We start from the raw sequence: 15,089 nt of genomic DNA on the forward strand, positions 1-15,089 counted from the left end.
ACAATCGTGGACGAAACAGATCAAGCGAATTCTTAACAGAAGTGGAACGGCTAAGACTACGAGTAAAAGAACTAGAAGCACGAAGCAGGCATTTAGAAATAGAGAATGACTCCGCAAAAAAGTTACACAGGATTCAACGGCGAAACCGACCCTCATATTAGTGAGAAACGTTGAACTCTACCAAGCGATTTCAGAATTGCATAGAGAAAAGCACTACTCAATCACGCATCTCTGTCGATTAGATGGGGTCACACGTTCCTCTTACTATAAATGGTTAAAGTGGAAACCTTCAAAAAAGGAACTTGAAAATTGAGAACTGGCGAAAGAGATCAAGAAGAAATACGATAGGCGGTGATCAAGAAAAATCGTCCAAACTATGTAAAAACAACAGAAGCACGCGTTGCAGAAAACGTATTAAACCGGAAGTTTACCGCTGAAAAGCGCAATCAAAAATGGTGCACAGACATTACTTAAACCATAATATGCTTCTGAAATTTTAATAACTCTTCCCAAGAACTTGAAGAAAATGACTCTAAGCGACCAAAGGGACATAAACTTCTTTTACTTCTTATCCTATCCTCCTAAAATGACAAATAGCAATTTCAGCAAAGAGAAAACTCCCTGTTGGAATTGCTACTGACTTTGATACTAAATCAAAAACTCAAAAATCTTTCTGATAACTATTGTTACAAAAGAATCACTCTGGTAAAATGATTTGGTCTAGCGGAAACTAGACAGGGTCAATGTTTGGAGAAAGTCGGTGGTCGGCTTTCTCCTTTATTTTACGATTTAGCTATATATAAAGCAATCATAAACCAAATGAAAAGACACTAATTTCTACATCATTTCACTGAAAATTTATCGGGATTTAATTTTTATTTTTCCGAAGAACCTCCCTTTTAAAAAAGATCCGCTATTTCGAGACATCTATCCATGTCCGACGACAATCATATCGTTTACTTCCATTTTCTGGATTTCTATTATATGTCTTTGTTTATCGCTAAATGCGACTTCATCTAACATTTCCTCATATTCTTGTGTTCCCTTCAGTTCATCCAATTCTTGAATCATTCTTGCGGTAGCTGCCGCTGTTCGTTTGAACCAGTTTTTTGATCGCTCATATAAGTGATCATCCGGTTCAATAATCAGGCGCATCTTTTCTGCATCCCCAATAAAGAATTGCCACTTTTTATTGATTTTCCAATACTTACGTGCTTTTCCTGGGTTGCTATCTGTAAACAACAAATAATCCTTCATGATTCCAAGTATGATCGCTGATATATCCTCTGTTTCCAATAGTTCATTCACAACGAGCATAGCGCGTTTATTCTTGAACCTCAATTCATACCGATTCTTGATTGGAACCTCCTCTACTGCTACGTTAATCTTAAGCGCTTGTTCGTAGTTTTTTTGGTAGAACACGATGTAAAACTCGCTTTTTTTCGATCCAAAATAGATACTCATACCTCCCGGTTGTTTCTCCGATATATTCCCTGACCCATGGTATTCAAATTTTCTAAATCGGGAGCGTAGTTCCTTTCTGAATACTTTATTCAATAAAGTGGGGATACTCAAGTATTCCTCGTAATCATTTATTGCCAAATCCAGGCGTGTCACTCTGCATTGATACTTCAAACAACTACGAAAGAAATCAAACCATGTCCGTTTCTGAGCATACAGAAACGCCTCTAATTGTCTGCATCCTTTACCAGATAGTTGGATAAGCACCCCACGTTCATCATTTCTTTTCGAATAAAGAACTTGGATATAATCCAGTTGATAGCCTCCGATATAGCCATAAAAATGAGACTCAACTTCTTCAAAATACTGGCGATCAATCTTTAACACCTCTGAAAAGATTTTATCCGTTCTATTTAGAGGAAAACTGACTCGTAGATAATCGATTACACTTTCTAATGGCTCATATTTTTCTCTGCCCGCAATAAAATCTAATAGTTTATTTAAAGTCTCTTTCGAGACTCGAACATTTCCGTTTTCTAAATCGGAGAGAACTTGATAACTGATTCCAATCTCATCTGCTAGGCTTTTCTGAGTCATTCTGAATCGCAATCGTGATGCACGTATGCTTTTTCCGAGACTCATCAATTCACTCTTTTCTATCCTTAAAGCCTCCTTAAAAACACTTTTTATAGTGATAATGATTTAGTTGTCAAAATGACGGCTTTTCATTTTGAGTATTCACCTAAGTTAATTCCTTCTATACCAAGCTTCACAGCACTTTTTTTCTTCAAATCACGTCTTCACTACCCCCCTGTTAGAATACGGGGGTTACGGCTAGTCGAGGAAACCTCGACTAGCCTATTTTTGTTGCTTGAAATTGTCCGGAAGACCGCGGACTTTCTCAAAGTTGTAAGGATCATGTTTTTGGCTCCACCGAGGAGACCTCGGTGGAGCCAATGCATTCACCGCTGGTCGCTTTAGCGCCCAGCTCTCACAAGGAAACCTTGTTCGCTCTGCACATGAACTAACAACTTTGGAAATCATTTCAACTCAGCAACTAGTATTGAAATTTTCTGTAACCCATGATCGCGTGAACCTAAAAAATGCCCAATCAGCCTACTGCTATTCCCAGCTCATAATTCCCTCAAGTGATCTATATCAAAATTCTCTGGTAGAAAAAAAAGTTAAAAAGTATTAAATAACACGAAAAAAAGAGTCCTCTGGTAGAAAATTGGACTACAAACAGTAAAAATGGAGACTTATTTCCCAATATTTTTGCTGATCTTAAGCCATTTTCACTGAGTTTTTAAGCTATTTTCTGTACATCTTAAACTCCAAGTACAGATCATTGTAAATTCCCAAATACTTCGGACCTAAATCTTTATAAACCTCCAAATGACTAATAGTCTCGTCGTCTGGATAAAATTGCTTATCTCCTGAAATATTTTTTGGCAGCATCGCCAAAGCTTTTTTATTTGGTGTGGAGTAGCCGATATATTCAGCGTTTTGTTTGGCAATTTCCGGCTTCAGCATAAAGTTGATGAAATCATAGGCTCCTTCTTGGTTTTTCGATGTTTTAGGGATCACGATATTATCAAACCATAGATTCGAGCCCTCTGGCGGGATGACATAATGAAGATGCTCGTTCTCAGACATCATATCGGCCGCCTCTCCAGAGAAAGTTACCGCAACCGCACTTTCTTCGTTGGCCATATACATTTTGATTTCATCAGCAACGATTGCTTTAACATTAGGAGTCAAGCTGCTCAATTTGTGTATAGCCTGATTCAATTGTGTCATGTCCTTGCTATTGATCGAATAGCCTAAGGTGGTTAAAGATAGCCCCATCACCTCTCGAGCACCGTCGATCAGCATGATATTATTCTTTAATTCTGGCCGCCACAGATCGTCCCAATGCTTGATTTTATCCCCTGCAACAAATTTATCGTTATAAACGATTCCCAGCGTTCCCCAAAAATAAGGGATCGAGTATTTATTGTTCTTATCAAAAGCTAAATCCAAAAAACGAGCGTCAATATTTTCTAAACCATGAATCTTTGAGTGATCCAAAGGCAACAGCAGTTTTTCCTTTTTCATTTTTTGAATCATATATTCGCTTGGGATTGCGATATCATACGCAGTTCCGCCTTGCTTGATCTTTGCTTCCATCGCCTCATTTGAATCAAACGTCTCGTAATTGACCTTATAGCCATATTCTTTTTCAAACTGTTTGATCAATTCTGGATCAATATAATCGCCCCAATTATAAATATTCAATACCTTGGAGCTGGCATTAGATGAGTGGTTCAGTCGTACGACCATAAAGGTCAATAGCAGAATGATAGCGACAACACCGACAAAAAGTGACTGTAATTTTCTCATTTCAGTACTGCCACCTCCTCAAATTCACGTTTGCGTTTTCGTGCCTTTTTCGAAGTGTCGCGGCTAATGAAATAATAGCCAACAACTAATAGTAGAGAAAATATGAAGACAAGTGTCGAAAGGGCATTGATCTCCAAGCTAATCCCCTGCCGTGCTCGCGAGTAAATTTCTACTGAGAGAGTCGTGAACCCATTGCCTGTGACAAAGAAGGTTACGGCAAAATCATCCAGTGAATAAGTGAATGCCATGAAATAACCAGCAATGACTCCTGGAGTTAAAAACGGCAAAATGATATTTGATAAAACTTGAAAGTTATTCGCACCTAAGTCACGAGCGGCATCAATCATGGAATCGTTCATTTCCTTTAATTTTGGCAGCACCATCAGAACCACAATTGGGATACTGAAGGCGATATGAGAAAGGAGCACACTGACAAACCCGAGCTGAAAGTTTTTCAAGACACCTCCGAGCATCGTAAATAAAATCAAGAAGCTGGCACCGATAATAACATCTGGTGAGACCATCAAAATATTATTCAATCCTAAAAGAACGTTGCGTGAATGACGTTTGCGCGTATAATAGATGCCCATTGCACCAAATGTTCCGATCACTGTTGCCAGCAATGCCGACAAGAAAGCCAGTACAAAAGTCTGAAGGACGATGCTGATTAAACGGCTATCGGAAAAAAGACTTTGATAATGCTCCCAAGTAAAACCAGTGAAGGTGCTCATATTCCCGCCTTGATTGAATGAATAGAAAATTAAATAAAAGATCGGGATATACAACAAAATAAATACAAAAATCAAATAAATGGTTGACCAAGAAAATTTTCTTCTTCTCACTTCACCCGACCTCCTTTACGTTTTTCGCCAGTCAGCATCATCACGATGAACATCGCAACAATCAAAATAACCCCGATTGTCGAACCCATCCCCCAGTTTTGCGTCACCAAGAAATGCTCTTCGATTGCTGTTCCTAACGTGATTACTCGATTGCCCCCAATCAGACGTGTTAGCATAAAGAGTGATAACGATGGAATGAATACGGCCTGCACACCACTTTTTACCCCGTTTAAAGAAAGCGGGAAAATCACACGCCGGAAGGTATCAAAGTTATTGGCTCCCAGATCACGACTCGCGCTGATCAAGGTTGGATTAATTTCTTCAAGCGCATTAAAAATCGGCATAATCATAAAGGGCAGTTCGATGTAGGCAGCCACAAACATGAAACTGAAATCTGTGAACAGCAGCTGCTTCTGACCAATACCAATGAAGCTCAGAAAATCATTCACCGAGCCATTTGCACTAAATATGCCAATAAATGCATAGGCCTTCAGCAGCAAATTGATCCACGTTGGTAAAACGACAAGCAGAAGCAGTAATTGACGATGCTTCAATTTTGATAAAAAGTATGCTGTTGGATAACTAATCAGCAATGTCATCAACGTGATCAAAAACGCAAACAAGACAGAGTTAACGGTCATCATTAAATAAGTCTTAGACGTTAAATACGTGTGATAATTCGTTAGAGTAAAGTTGCCGTTCATGTCAAAAAATGATTGATAGACGATCAAAATCACTGGTGCGATGACAAAAAACAACAGCCAAAAGAAATAAGGAATCGAATAGAATCGACGCATATTTTTCATTGAATGATCCCTCCTAATCCTCGTAGCTTTCTAATCGTGCTTCGAAATCTTCTTCACTTTCATTGAAGCGCATGACATGAATATCTTCTGGCTCAAAATACAATCCAACCTTGCTGCCTTTCTTGGCTTTCTTAGTCGAGTGAACCATCCATTCATTCCCGTCCGCATCAATACAATTCATTTCATAATGCACTCCGCGAAACAACTGTGTATCAACAGTCACAACTAATTTACCGTTCTCAGGAGTCGTCAGCGTTAGATCTTCTGGACGCAAAACAACTTCAACTGGTTCATTCGGACGCATTCCGCCATCGACACACTCAAACGTTTTGCCAACAAACTTCACTAGGTTATCCTCAACCATTTCACCAGCAACGATATTGCTCTCGCCGACAAAATCCGCCACAAAATGATTGATTGGCTCATCATAAATGTCGACTGGTGTGCCGCTTTGAACGATCTTCCCCTTATTCATTACAAAAATCTCATCACTCATGGCCAAGGCTTCTTCCTGATCGTGGGTCACGAAGATGAAGGTGATTCCTAATCGTTTTTGCAGAGCACGTAATTCGTACTGCATATCTGTTCGCAATTTTAAATCCAAAGCGGACAATGGCTCATCCAGCAACAAAATTTTCGGCTCATTGACAATGGCACGTGCGATCGCTACTCGCTGACGTTGACCACCAGACATCTCCGTAATTTCGCGATTCTCATACCCCGGCAACTGAACAAGCTTTAAGGCTTCCAAAACCTTTTTTTCGATTTCCTTTTTCGATAGTTTTTTAATCTTTAAACCAAACGCCACGTTGTCAAAAACATTCATATGAGGAAATAATGCGTAGTCTTGAAAAACCGTATTGACCTGACGTTTATTCGCTGGAATATCATTCATTCTTTTTCCTTCAAAAAAAATATCCCCCTCACTCACATCAGTGAAACCGGCGATAATTCTTAGGATCGTGGTTTTTCCACAGCCGGAGGGACCTAATAATGTATAAAAGCGTCCTTCTTCGATATCGAAATTTATTTCTTTCAATACGGGATCATCATCGTCGTATTGTTTAATTACATCCTTAAAGGAAATAATAGTGTTTGCCATACCTTCACGTCCTTTTTCTATAAATAAGATTCTGTAGCGATGATCAATACCTTACTGATCCCTGACGCTTGATTCTGCAGCCGATGCGGTTTGCTGGCTTCATAATAAATACTTTCACCTTTTTCTGCTTCGTATAAGGTTTCACCAAATTGCAAAGCAACCTTGCCTTCTAATACATAAATAAACGTTTCAGATAGCGAAGGCGTGAACTGTTTATACTGCCCCTGCTGATCCAGTGTCAGTAAAATCGGCTCCATTTCCTTTTCATTCGATTCAGGAATCAGCCACTTGATATGATAGCCATGCTCCTCATCACTGTAAAAAGTTGTATCCTCATCCTTATAAACAATTTTTTGATCACCGGTTTTTTGTTTAAAAAAATCAGCTGGGGTCACACCCAAAACCTCTAAAATATCAAAAAAAGTCTCCATCGAAGGAGAACTTAGGTCACGCTCTAATTGAGAGATGTACCCTTTGGATAAATCTGTTCGCTCTCCAAGTTCCTCTTGGGTCAAGTTTTTTTGAATTCGTAAATTACGCAGCTTCTCACCAATATCCATATTCTCACTCCCTATCCATAATAATGGTTGGTTCCATTTTCAATCCTTGCTTAATTATCCTTTTGTTTGCTAAAAGTAAACTTCTTGTTTAATAGCACCTTTCAAGTATACGAACTTTTTACTAAAAATCAAGCATTTATCTCCACTTTCTTAGGAGAGTTTTATGGAAATAAAAGAGAAAAGAAATTTGCTTTTTCTTTCATTTCCGCTAAGATAATAGTAACCGAATTTACCCAGTTTATCTTCATGCTTTAGCGTGCCTAGATAAATGAGATGCGTACGTTCTTCTCTGAATTTTTACATTAGAAAAATTCATTCTTTACTTGTGAGTGATTCAGCTAACCTAAAGCTGTTTAATCATTTATCTTTTATTAGTTATAGCAATTATGGGAAATACCCATCAAAACAAAGAATCAAAAAATAGGAGGATGAAACATGACTGAGTATCGCCGCTTACGTGTAATCAATGATGAAAACCTTCACACCGAGATCGAGACTTTTACCAAACCCGAGATTGAAGAAAACGAAGTCCTGATTAAAGTCAGCTATTCTGGAATCAACTATAAGGACGCCTTAGCAACAAAAGCCAATACGGGTGTATTACGTGATTACCCCATGACGCCTGGAATCGACTTGGCAGGAAAAATCATCGATACAAAGGATGATCGTTATACTATTGATGATGAAGTCTTAGTGACCGGTTATGGATTAGGCGTCAAACAAGATGGTGGTTTGAGTGATTTGCAAATCGTTCCTGCTTCGTGGGTCGTTAAACTTCCAGAAAATTTATCCGCCCAGCAAGCGATGACCTTTGGTACTGCCGGTTTCACAGCAGCACTATCAGTAGACGCTTTAGAAAAGCATGGACTTAGCAAAGAAAGTCGTGTTCTTGTTACTGGCGCAACTGGCGGTGTTAGCGGCTTTGCTTTACACTTTCTCAAGCAAATCGGCTGCAAAGAAATCACTGCATTGAGCCGTAAGACTGATCAAGAGGATTACTTGAAGGGGCTAGGTGCGACAGCTATCCTGTCTCCTGATGAATTATTCTCAGAAAAAATTCGTCCATTAAACAAACAGCTCTTTGATTTTGTCATAGATACGGTTGGCGGCGATACGCTTGCTCAAGTGATTCCTTTCGTTCATTATGGCGGCAGCTTAGCTCTTTGCGGAAATGCTGGCGGAATCAAGTTGAATACAACTGTCTTGCCTTTTATTTTACGAGGTGTTAATTTATTAGGCATCGACTCAGTGGACGCTTCGATGGAGCAGCGACAAAAGCTTTGGCATAAGATGGCCAACGAATGGGCCCTGCCAGCTAGCTTCAACGTGCAGCAAATTGAATTAGAGCAGGTACAAGAGACGGCAGATTCTTTATTAGCGGGAAAACATGTGGGGCGTACGATTGTTGCCTTAGGAGGAAAAATTTAATGAGAATCCTTATTACTTCAGGCGGAACGTCGGAAAAAATCGACGATGTTCGTGCTATCACCAATCATTCCAGCGGAAAATTAGGGAAGGCGATCGCGGAAAGCTTTGCAGCAGAGGGTGCTGAGATTGACCTAATCACGACAAGACATGCTGTAAAACCCGAAGGAAAAATGATCCATCAGCAACTCATTGAATCGACAATGGATTTAGAAAGAACGCTAACAGAGTTGATGACTGCTAATACTTATGATGCTGTGATTCACAGTATGGCGGTCAGTGACTTTACCCCAGAAAGCTCAGTTACACTCGAAGATTTGGAAGCCGCAGCAGCAACACAGCCTGCGGATCTGCCGAAAGCATTAGTCACTATTGCCAATAAACGAACGGAGAAAAAAATTTCTTCTGACACTGATCACTTAGTAGTAGTCTTGAAGAAAAACCCAAAAATTATCTCTTTAATCAAAAAATTGCAGCCTCAAACGATCTTAGTTGGCTTTAAACTATTGGTTGACGTCCCAATGATCGAGTTGCTCAATGTGGCTAAAGCAAGTCTCGAAAAGAACCATGCTGACTTTATCTTAGCCAATGATTTAGCTGAGATTCGTGGTGAAAAACACCATGGCTACCTCATCAATAAGCAGCAGAAGGTCAAAGAAGCACATACGAAGACTGAAATCGCTGAACTGATTACAAAAGAAGTTTTGAAACTGGAGGAAGCAAAATGAAAAATATCCTACTAGGAGTCAGTGGCAGTATTTCTGCCTATAAAGCGGCAGACATTACTAATCAATTAACAAAATTAGGATATAATTTAGATGTTGTAATGACTAAAAGCAGCACTGAGTTTATCACGCCGCTAACGATCCAATCATTATCCCATCGTCTCGTACATCTTGATGTGATGGAGGAACCGGATGCGGCATTGATCAATCATATCGCATTAGCAAAAGCGGCGGATCTTTTTTTAGTCGCTCCAGCCTCCGCTAACATTATCGGAAAATTGGCGAATGGTATCGCGGATGACTTGTTGTCAACCGTCGCTTTAGCATTGCTGCCAGATACACCAAAAATTATCGCACCGGCAATGAATACCTATATGTATCAAAATCCGATCGTTCAACGGAATTTAGCGACACTTAAGGAAGTTGGTTATCAAGAAATCGAACCCCGTGAAGCCCTGCTGGCCTGCGGCGATTACGGTCGTGGTGCCTTAGCAGATATTTCTGAAATCGTGCATATTGTAAATTCAACACTGAAGGAGTAACTAATGAAAGAGAAAAATGTAAGAAATTTTACGTTGACAGCGATGTTTCTAGCCATCATGATCCTCTTGGCTGTCACACCCCTTGGCTTTATCCCAATCGGTCCTATTAATGCGACGACGATGCATATTCCTGTTATTATTGCATCGATCGTCCTTGGACCTCGCATCGGTGCTGGACTAGGCGCAATTTTTGGCGTGATCAGTATCGCAAGATCAACCGTGCTTATCACTCCGATGTCGTTTGCCTTTTCACCTTTTATCGCAAACCCTTTGACGAATCAAGGTGATTGGCGTGCTTTAATCGTAGCAATTATTCCACGTATTTTAATTGGTGTCGTTCCATACTTTGTTTATAAAGGTCTTCATTACTTATTGAAGCAGAAGGCGCGGCCTGTCAGTCTGTTTATCGCAGGTTTAGCCGGTTCGATGACAAATACTATTTTAGTCATGAACTTGATCTTTTTCTTCTTTAAAGACAGCTACGCTAGTGTCTTGCAAGTCACTGCGAATACTGTTTACGGTGTCATTTTAGGAATTATTTTCGGCAGTGGATTGGTCGAAGCCATTGTTGCCGGTATTGCCACCACAGCGATCTGTGCTGTTTTATTGCGATTGATGAAGAAATAAAAAATGCTTGATAGAAACCAAATGGTTTTTATCAAGCATTTTTTATTATTTAGGTTCTTCACCAAGAATTCGAACCTCTGTTTCTAGCGTCACATCAAATTTCTCTTTGATCGTTTTTTGAATATGAGCGATCAATTCGATATAATCAGTAGCTGTCGCATTGTTAATGTTGACGATGAAACCGGCATGCTTCTCAGAAATTTGGGCTCCGCCCCAAACCAAGCCCTGCAACCCTGCATCTTGGATCAATTTTCCGGTGAAGTGTCCTACTGGACGTTTAAACACACTGCCGCATGAAGGATATTCTAACGGTTGTTTCAGTTCACGCAATTCCGTAAGCTCTATCATCCGTTTCTCAATCTGATCATGATCTCCTGCTGTCAATTTGAAGCTGGCGCTCAAAACAATCGCCGGCTGATCTTGGATCGCTGAGTGGCGGTAAGAAAAATTCATTTGATTTTTGCCCCATGTTTCAAATGTACCATCAGCTAATAAGACATCTACAGATTCAAAGACATCTTCTAATTGTCCATCATAGGCTCCAGCATTCATGAAAACTGCTCCGCCGATACTTCCAGGAATACCGCAAGCAAATTCAAAGCCAGTCAAAGAATGATCCAAGGCTACATAGGTCGTATCGATCAATTTCGCTCCTGCTTGAGCAGTGATCGTCCCTTCTTCCACACGAATCGTTGTCATGTCGGTCAGCATAATCACTACGCCGCGGATTCCGCCATCCTTGACGATCAGGTTGCTGGCATTTCCTAAAACAAGCCAAGGGATATCATTGATTCGGCAATAATCCACCAGCTCTTTCACTTCATCATTGTCTTTAGGAAAAGCTAGCGCGTCTACAGGCCCGCCAGTTTTTGTAAAAGTGTAATTCATTAATGGTTCATCCAAAAGGATTTTCAAGTTCGGTAATGCCTTCGTTAATTCTGTTGTTTTCACTTTGATAAACCTTTCTCGTTCGCTACGGGTAAATTTTTCAAACATCTTTGCTATTTTAGCATGTGAGAAAAAAACTTGCCACCCCCTTATAGCTGGTGCCGAATATGCTCGCGCAGCATTTGCTCACACAGTTCATGACTTAATAACACATTTTCTTGACGCAAATCAACCGCTTCGCCTTTCAATGCTGCTAGAAAATTCATCACTAATTGCTCAAACCCGCGTTTTTCAAGAGTCGTTGTCCAATCACCAAATCGCTGCGACTCTTCAAGCTGCCCTTTTTTAATCGTTAAATCGGTCAACTGATCCAAGACCATTGTTTGCGCTGGTGAACTAACCTGATACCTTTCCATCTTGCTTCCGCTTTTCAAATCCATTGATAGGATGCATTCTGCTGTTGCAGTTGAGAGCTGCATCTGGGCATAGATCATTTGACCATTTTCTTCACGAATCTTTGAATGAACATTCAAGATTTCATCATCCAGCAAGTAAACCCCCGTATCTACTAAATGAATGAATAAATCATAAACACCGAATTGAGTATTCATCGCATGCGCTGGTTCATTCTTCTGTAAATGAATGATATGTTTTTGCGGAAGCTGCTTCAGCTGATCAACCATTGGAGCAAAACGGCGATTAAAGCCCACCATGAATAATAACTCTTTCTGATTCGCTAATTCTCGCAGTATCTGCACCTCTTGCAGGCTTTCGCTAACAGGCTTATCTATAAATACCGCCACACCTGCTTCTAGACATTTCTCAGCAATCTCAAAATGCGCCTTTGTTGCGACATGGATAAAGCAAGCATCGATATTTTTCGCTAACAATTCCTCGATTGTCGCAACCGTATTCTCAAAATTATATTCCTCTGTGATTTTTTTCCGTACTTCTTCTGTACGAGTCGCAAAAATGAAGTCTGCGTCTTTACACATTTTTGCATATGTGGGCAAGTAAGCTTTTTGAGCAATACCGCCAATACCGATAACTCCGATTTTCATAAGTCAAACTCCTTTTTATTTAATCTATTGATTGTTTCATACCTATTCTATTTAACACTGCGAAAATTTAGACTGGCTTCTTTGCTTTCTTTTCTTTTTTCGTTACAATTGATTCATCAATGTATACTTGGAGGAATGAACTGTGAAATTAATCTCTTGGAACGTCAACGGTCTGCGCGCCGTGATGAAAAAGAATTTTATGGATGTTTTTAATGAATTAGATGCTGATTTTTTCTGTCTGCAAGAAACCAAATTGCAAAATGGTCAGATCGAAATGGACTTGCCTGGCTATTATGAATATTGGAATTATGCAGAAAAGAAAGGCTATTCTGGGACTGCGATTTTTACTAAACACGAGCCGCTGAGCGTGACATATGGTCTCGGTATGGAGGAGCATGATCAGGAAGGCCGTGTCATCACGCTTGAATATCCTGAATATTATGTCATTACCTGCTACACACCCAACTCTCAGAATGAATTGAAACGTTTAGACTACCGCATGACCTGGGAAGAAGCTTTCTTAAACTATTTAAATGGACTGAAAGAAAAGAAACCCGTCATTTTCTGTGGCGACTTAAACGTCGCTCACGAAAACATCGATTTAAAAAATTGGAAAACCAATCAAAAAAATGCTGGATTCACTCCGCAAGAACGAGAAAAATTCAGTATCTTATTAGAGAACGGCTATATCGATACCTTCCGCCATTTTTATCCAGACCAAGAAGGCATTTATTCTTGGTGGAGCTATCGTTTCAACGCACGCAAAAACAATGCTGGGTGGCGGATCGATTACTTCGTCGTTTCTGATGACTTAAAAGAAAAATTACAAGACGCCAAAATCCATACAGAGATTTTCGGCAGCGATCACTGCCCAGTAGAGCTAGATATCAACCTGTAAAGGGTGAAAGCTTTTTACTGAAGGATTTTCGCCGCTGATTAAGTAAGGCTTAGCGAATTTGAGCTCCAACGTTCGCTATACCAGACAAAAAGAAAAAAATATGGTAAAACAATGGCGAAGAGGTGAACCTGTTGAATTTTATCGCAATGGACTTTGAAACAGCTAACTATCAAGCTCATAGTGCTTGTTCGCTAGCACTCGTAATGGTAAAAAATAGCCAAATCGTCGGCGAATATTATTCGTTGATCAAGCCAGAGACCGAATTTTTCTGGAAAAATATTCAGATCCATGGGATTCATCCGGAAGATGTTGAAAACGCACCGAAGTTCCCTGACGTTTGGCAAGAAATCCAGCATTACTATCAGGAAAACCGTTTGATTGTAGCCCACAATGCCGGCTTTGATACAAAAGTTTTAGCTGGCTGTCTCGACTACTATCATTTGGCACAGCCATCCTATCTATCACTCTGTACAGTCCGAACCAGTCGGCGGCTGTTTCCAGAAATGCCGAATCATCGGCTCAACACTGTTTGTGAAGAGCTGGCGATTCCTCTAGAACACCATCACGATGCTTTAGAAGATAGTCGAGCCTGTGCCAAAATTCTGCTTTATCAAGAAGATCATTTCGGTGTTGATCCACTAAAAAAATTAGTATTGCCCATGTAAGCGAAGCGCTATGCTTCGCTTTTTTAATGAATCAGTTTACTCATCAGCAAAACATCTAAAAATTCGCCCTGAGCATCGCGCGCTCCTCGCTCCATTACTGCTTCTATGATAAATCCAAATTTTTGGTACAAATGGATCGCTCGTTGATTTCTTTTCTGAACAGTTAATTCCACTCGACGTAAAGGAGAACTATTTTCACTCCAATAGAGCACCTCATCCAACAGCGCGGTACCCAACCCAATTCCCCAAAATTCTTTTAACACACTGATACCCAGCTCTCCAATATGCGCTACAGTAAATTCCGAAGCGGACTTGACCGATGTCATACCGACAATTTCCTCATCCATAAAGGCTAATAATAAAAGATTGTTCTCACTTTCGTATAAGTCTGCCAATTGCAAACCTAACATTTCCTCATTCAATCCTAAACCAGCTTCATCCATAATCAAAAAATCAGTTTCTTCAGCTATTTTCCGACTAACCTGTAGCAGCTTTTCAGCATCCTCTGGGATTGCTTCTCGTAAAGTGATCTCAACTTCACTCATTTGCTTCCCACGCTTTCATAATCCGCGCCTTGAAGTCCTCAGCTTGTTTTCCGCTCGCAATTAATTCTACTCGCCGCAGATTTTCATCCTGATCATCTTTTGATAGAACCAGTTCTAAATAGTCTTCTGGCATAAATTCTCCCAGCTGCTGTCCCCACTCGATCACTGAGAGTCCGTCACCTTCAAAATAATCGTCCAATCCTAAATCATCTGCTCCAGATTCGATTCGGTAAACATCCATATGATAAAGCGGCAAGCGCCCTTGTTGATATTCACGAATAATCGTATAGGTGGGACTTTTGATCATTTGGTCAATCCCTAAGCCTAATGCGATTCCCTTGGTCAAAGTTGTTTTCCCTGCACCGAGATCTCCCGTCAACACCAAGTTATCACTAGGTTCCGCTGAGTTGCCAATCATTTTCCCAAGCTTTTCTGTTGCTGTTGTATCTACTAACGTTATCACGCTGCTTCCCCTCTTTTCTATACCAACATAGTATAACGATTTAAGCTCTGAGAGAAAAGAAAAAAAGTATACGATACAAAAACTAGTATCGCATACT

Annotated in this window: 16 protein-coding genes; 6 read left to right on the top strand and 10 right to left on the bottom strand. The window is 40.1% G+C overall.

Features of this window, described 5'->3' with window-relative positions; all coding sequences use genetic code 11:
* Nucleotides 1–927: 927 nt before the first annotated feature.
* From IGI67_RS06415 to IGI67_RS06440, 6 genes are all read right to left on the bottom strand, one after another.
* Complete coding sequence (locus tag IGI67_RS06415; protein WP_429957163.1) at nt 928–2,103, bottom strand: replication initiation factor domain-containing protein; 1,176 nt, start codon at nt 2,101–2,103, stop codon at nt 928–930.
* Between the two features lie 669 nt (nt 2,104–2,772).
* Nucleotides 2,773–3,843 (bottom strand): ABC transporter substrate-binding protein, encoded by a 1,071-nt coding sequence (locus IGI67_RS06420; protein ID WP_429957164.1) that lies wholly within the window; start codon nt 3,841–3,843, stop codon nt 2,773–2,775.
* Nucleotides 3,840–4,685 (bottom strand): ABC transporter permease subunit, encoded by an 846-nt coding sequence (locus IGI67_RS06425; RefSeq protein WP_207107100.1) that lies wholly within the window; start codon nt 4,683–4,685, stop codon nt 3,840–3,842. The genes IGI67_RS06420 and IGI67_RS06425 overlap by 4 nt, the downstream gene beginning before the upstream one ends.
* Nucleotides 4,682–5,491, bottom strand: a complete 810-nt coding sequence (locus IGI67_RS06430) for an ABC transporter permease (RefSeq protein WP_207107101.1) — start codon at nt 5,489–5,491, stop codon at nt 4,682–4,684. The genes IGI67_RS06425 and IGI67_RS06430 overlap by 4 nt, the downstream gene beginning before the upstream one ends.
* 13 nt (nt 5,492–5,504) lie before the next feature.
* Nucleotides 5,505–6,593, bottom strand: coding sequence for an ABC transporter ATP-binding protein (locus IGI67_RS06435; protein ID WP_207107102.1), 1,089 nt, complete (start codon nt 6,591–6,593; stop codon nt 5,505–5,507).
* 17 nt (nt 6,594–6,610) lie between these two features.
* Nucleotides 6,611–7,153, bottom strand: coding sequence for a helix-turn-helix domain-containing protein (locus IGI67_RS06440; protein ID WP_429957165.1), 543 nt, complete (start codon nt 7,151–7,153; stop codon nt 6,611–6,613).
* 435 nt (nt 7,154–7,588) lie between these two features.
* Here IGI67_RS06440 and IGI67_RS06445 point away from each other — a divergent pair, with 435 nt between their 5' ends.
* The 4 genes from IGI67_RS06445 to IGI67_RS06460 are packed head-to-tail and all read left to right on the top strand — an operon-like array spanning nt 7,589 to nt 10,472.
* Nucleotides 7,589–8,581 (top strand): YhdH/YhfP family quinone oxidoreductase, encoded by a 993-nt coding sequence (locus tag IGI67_RS06445; protein WP_429957166.1) that lies wholly within the window; start codon nt 7,589–7,591, stop codon nt 8,579–8,581.
* Nucleotides 8,581–9,306, top strand: a complete 726-nt coding sequence (locus tag IGI67_RS06450; RefSeq protein WP_207107105.1) for a phosphopantothenate--cysteine ligase — start codon at nt 8,581–8,583, stop codon at nt 9,304–9,306. The genes IGI67_RS06445 and IGI67_RS06450 overlap by 1 nt, the downstream gene beginning before the upstream one ends.
* The gene (gene coaC, locus IGI67_RS06455) at nt 9,303–9,845 is read left to right on the top strand and encodes a phosphopantothenoylcysteine decarboxylase (RefSeq protein ID WP_088932118.1); all 543 of its coding nucleotides are present in this window, start codon (nt 9,303–9,305) and stop codon (nt 9,843–9,845) included. The genes IGI67_RS06450 and coaC overlap by 4 nt, the downstream gene beginning before the upstream one ends.
* Before the next feature lie 3 nt (nt 9,846–9,848).
* The gene (locus IGI67_RS06460) at nt 9,849–10,472 is read left to right on the top strand and encodes an ECF transporter S component (protein WP_429957167.1); all 624 of its coding nucleotides are present in this window, start codon (nt 9,849–9,851) and stop codon (nt 10,470–10,472) included.
* 45 nt (nt 10,473–10,517) lie between these two features.
* Here the strand turns inward: IGI67_RS06460 and murB are convergent, their stop codons facing one another.
* Both murB and IGI67_RS06470 read right to left on the bottom strand, forming a co-directional pair.
* Nucleotides 10,518–11,423 carry a UDP-N-acetylmuramate dehydrogenase gene (gene murB, locus IGI67_RS06465; RefSeq protein WP_429957168.1) on the bottom strand — a complete coding sequence of 302 codons (906 nt, stop codon included), beginning with the start codon at nt 11,421–11,423 and terminating at the stop codon, nt 10,518–10,520.
* Between the two features lie 86 nt (nt 11,424–11,509).
* Nucleotides 11,510–12,421 carry a Gfo/Idh/MocA family protein gene (locus IGI67_RS06470; RefSeq protein ID WP_429957169.1) on the bottom strand — a complete coding sequence of 304 codons (912 nt, stop codon included), beginning with the start codon at nt 12,419–12,421 and terminating at the stop codon, nt 11,510–11,512.
* A gap of 142 nt (nt 12,422–12,563) precedes the next feature.
* On the opposite strand from IGI67_RS06470, the gene IGI67_RS06475 reads away from it, so the two are divergent.
* Both IGI67_RS06475 and IGI67_RS06480 read left to right on the top strand, forming a co-directional pair.
* The gene (locus IGI67_RS06475) at nt 12,564–13,319 is read left to right on the top strand and encodes an exodeoxyribonuclease III (protein ID WP_207107109.1); all 756 of its coding nucleotides are present in this window, start codon (nt 12,564–12,566) and stop codon (nt 13,317–13,319) included.
* A gap of 131 nt (nt 13,320–13,450) precedes the next feature.
* On the top strand, nt 13,451–13,984 hold the full coding sequence (locus IGI67_RS06480; protein WP_429957170.1) for a 3'-5' exonuclease: 534 nt from the start codon (nt 13,451–13,453) through the stop codon (nt 13,982–13,984).
* Between the two features lie 23 nt (nt 13,985–14,007).
* Here IGI67_RS06480 and IGI67_RS06485 read toward each other — a convergent pair whose 3' ends face one another.
* Nucleotides 14,008–14,529, bottom strand: a complete 522-nt coding sequence (locus IGI67_RS06485; RefSeq protein WP_429957171.1) for a GNAT family N-acetyltransferase — start codon at nt 14,527–14,529, stop codon at nt 14,008–14,010.
* Nucleotides 14,522–14,992, bottom strand: coding sequence for a tRNA (adenosine(37)-N6)-threonylcarbamoyltransferase complex ATPase subunit type 1 TsaE (gene tsaE / locus IGI67_RS06490; RefSeq protein WP_207107112.1), 471 nt, complete (start codon nt 14,990–14,992; stop codon nt 14,522–14,524). The genes IGI67_RS06485 and tsaE overlap by 8 nt, the downstream gene beginning before the upstream one ends.
* Nucleotides 14,993–15,089: the final 97 nt, after the last annotated feature.

The organism is Enterococcus sp. AZ196 (genome assembly GCF_050498845.1).
Lineage (GTDB): Bacteria > Bacillota > Bacilli > Lactobacillales > Enterococcaceae > Enterococcus_A > Enterococcus_A murrayae.

What these genes read in the sequence shown, in the direction of transcription:
- IGI67_RS06415 (WP_429957163.1), bottom strand. Translation starts at nt 2,103, where the DNA reads ATGAGTCTCGGAAAAAGCATACGTGCATCACGATTGCGATTCAGAATG.
- IGI67_RS06420 (WP_429957164.1), bottom strand. Translation starts at nt 3,843, where the DNA reads ATGAGAAAATTACAGTCACTTTTTGTCGGTGTTGTCGCTATCATTCTG.
- IGI67_RS06430 (WP_207107101.1), bottom strand. Translation starts at nt 5,491, where the DNA reads ATGAAAAATATGCGTCGATTCTATTCGATTCCTTATTTCTTTTGGCTG.
- IGI67_RS06435 (WP_207107102.1), bottom strand. Translation starts at nt 6,593, where the DNA reads ATGGCAAACACTATTATTTCCTTTAAGGATGTAATTAAACAATACGAC.
- IGI67_RS06440 (WP_429957165.1), bottom strand. Translation starts at nt 7,153, where the DNA reads ATGGATATTGGTGAGAAGCTGCGTAATTTACGAATTCAAAAAAACTTG.
- IGI67_RS06445 (WP_429957166.1), top strand. Translation starts at nt 7,589, where the DNA reads ATGACTGAGTATCGCCGCTTACGTGTAATCAATGATGAAAACCTTCAC.
- IGI67_RS06450 (WP_207107105.1), top strand. Translation starts at nt 8,581, where the DNA reads ATGAGAATCCTTATTACTTCAGGCGGAACGTCGGAAAAAATCGACGAT.
- coaC (WP_088932118.1), top strand. Translation starts at nt 9,303, where the DNA reads ATGAAAAATATCCTACTAGGAGTCAGTGGCAGTATTTCTGCCTATAAA.
- IGI67_RS06460 (WP_429957167.1), top strand. Translation starts at nt 9,849, where the DNA reads ATGAAAGAGAAAAATGTAAGAAATTTTACGTTGACAGCGATGTTTCTA.
- IGI67_RS06470 (WP_429957169.1), bottom strand. Translation starts at nt 12,421, where the DNA reads ATGAAAATCGGAGTTATCGGTATTGGCGGTATTGCTCAAAAAGCTTAC.
- IGI67_RS06485 (WP_429957171.1), bottom strand. Translation starts at nt 14,529, where the DNA reads ATGAGTGAAGTTGAGATCACTTTACGAGAAGCAATCCCAGAGGATGCT.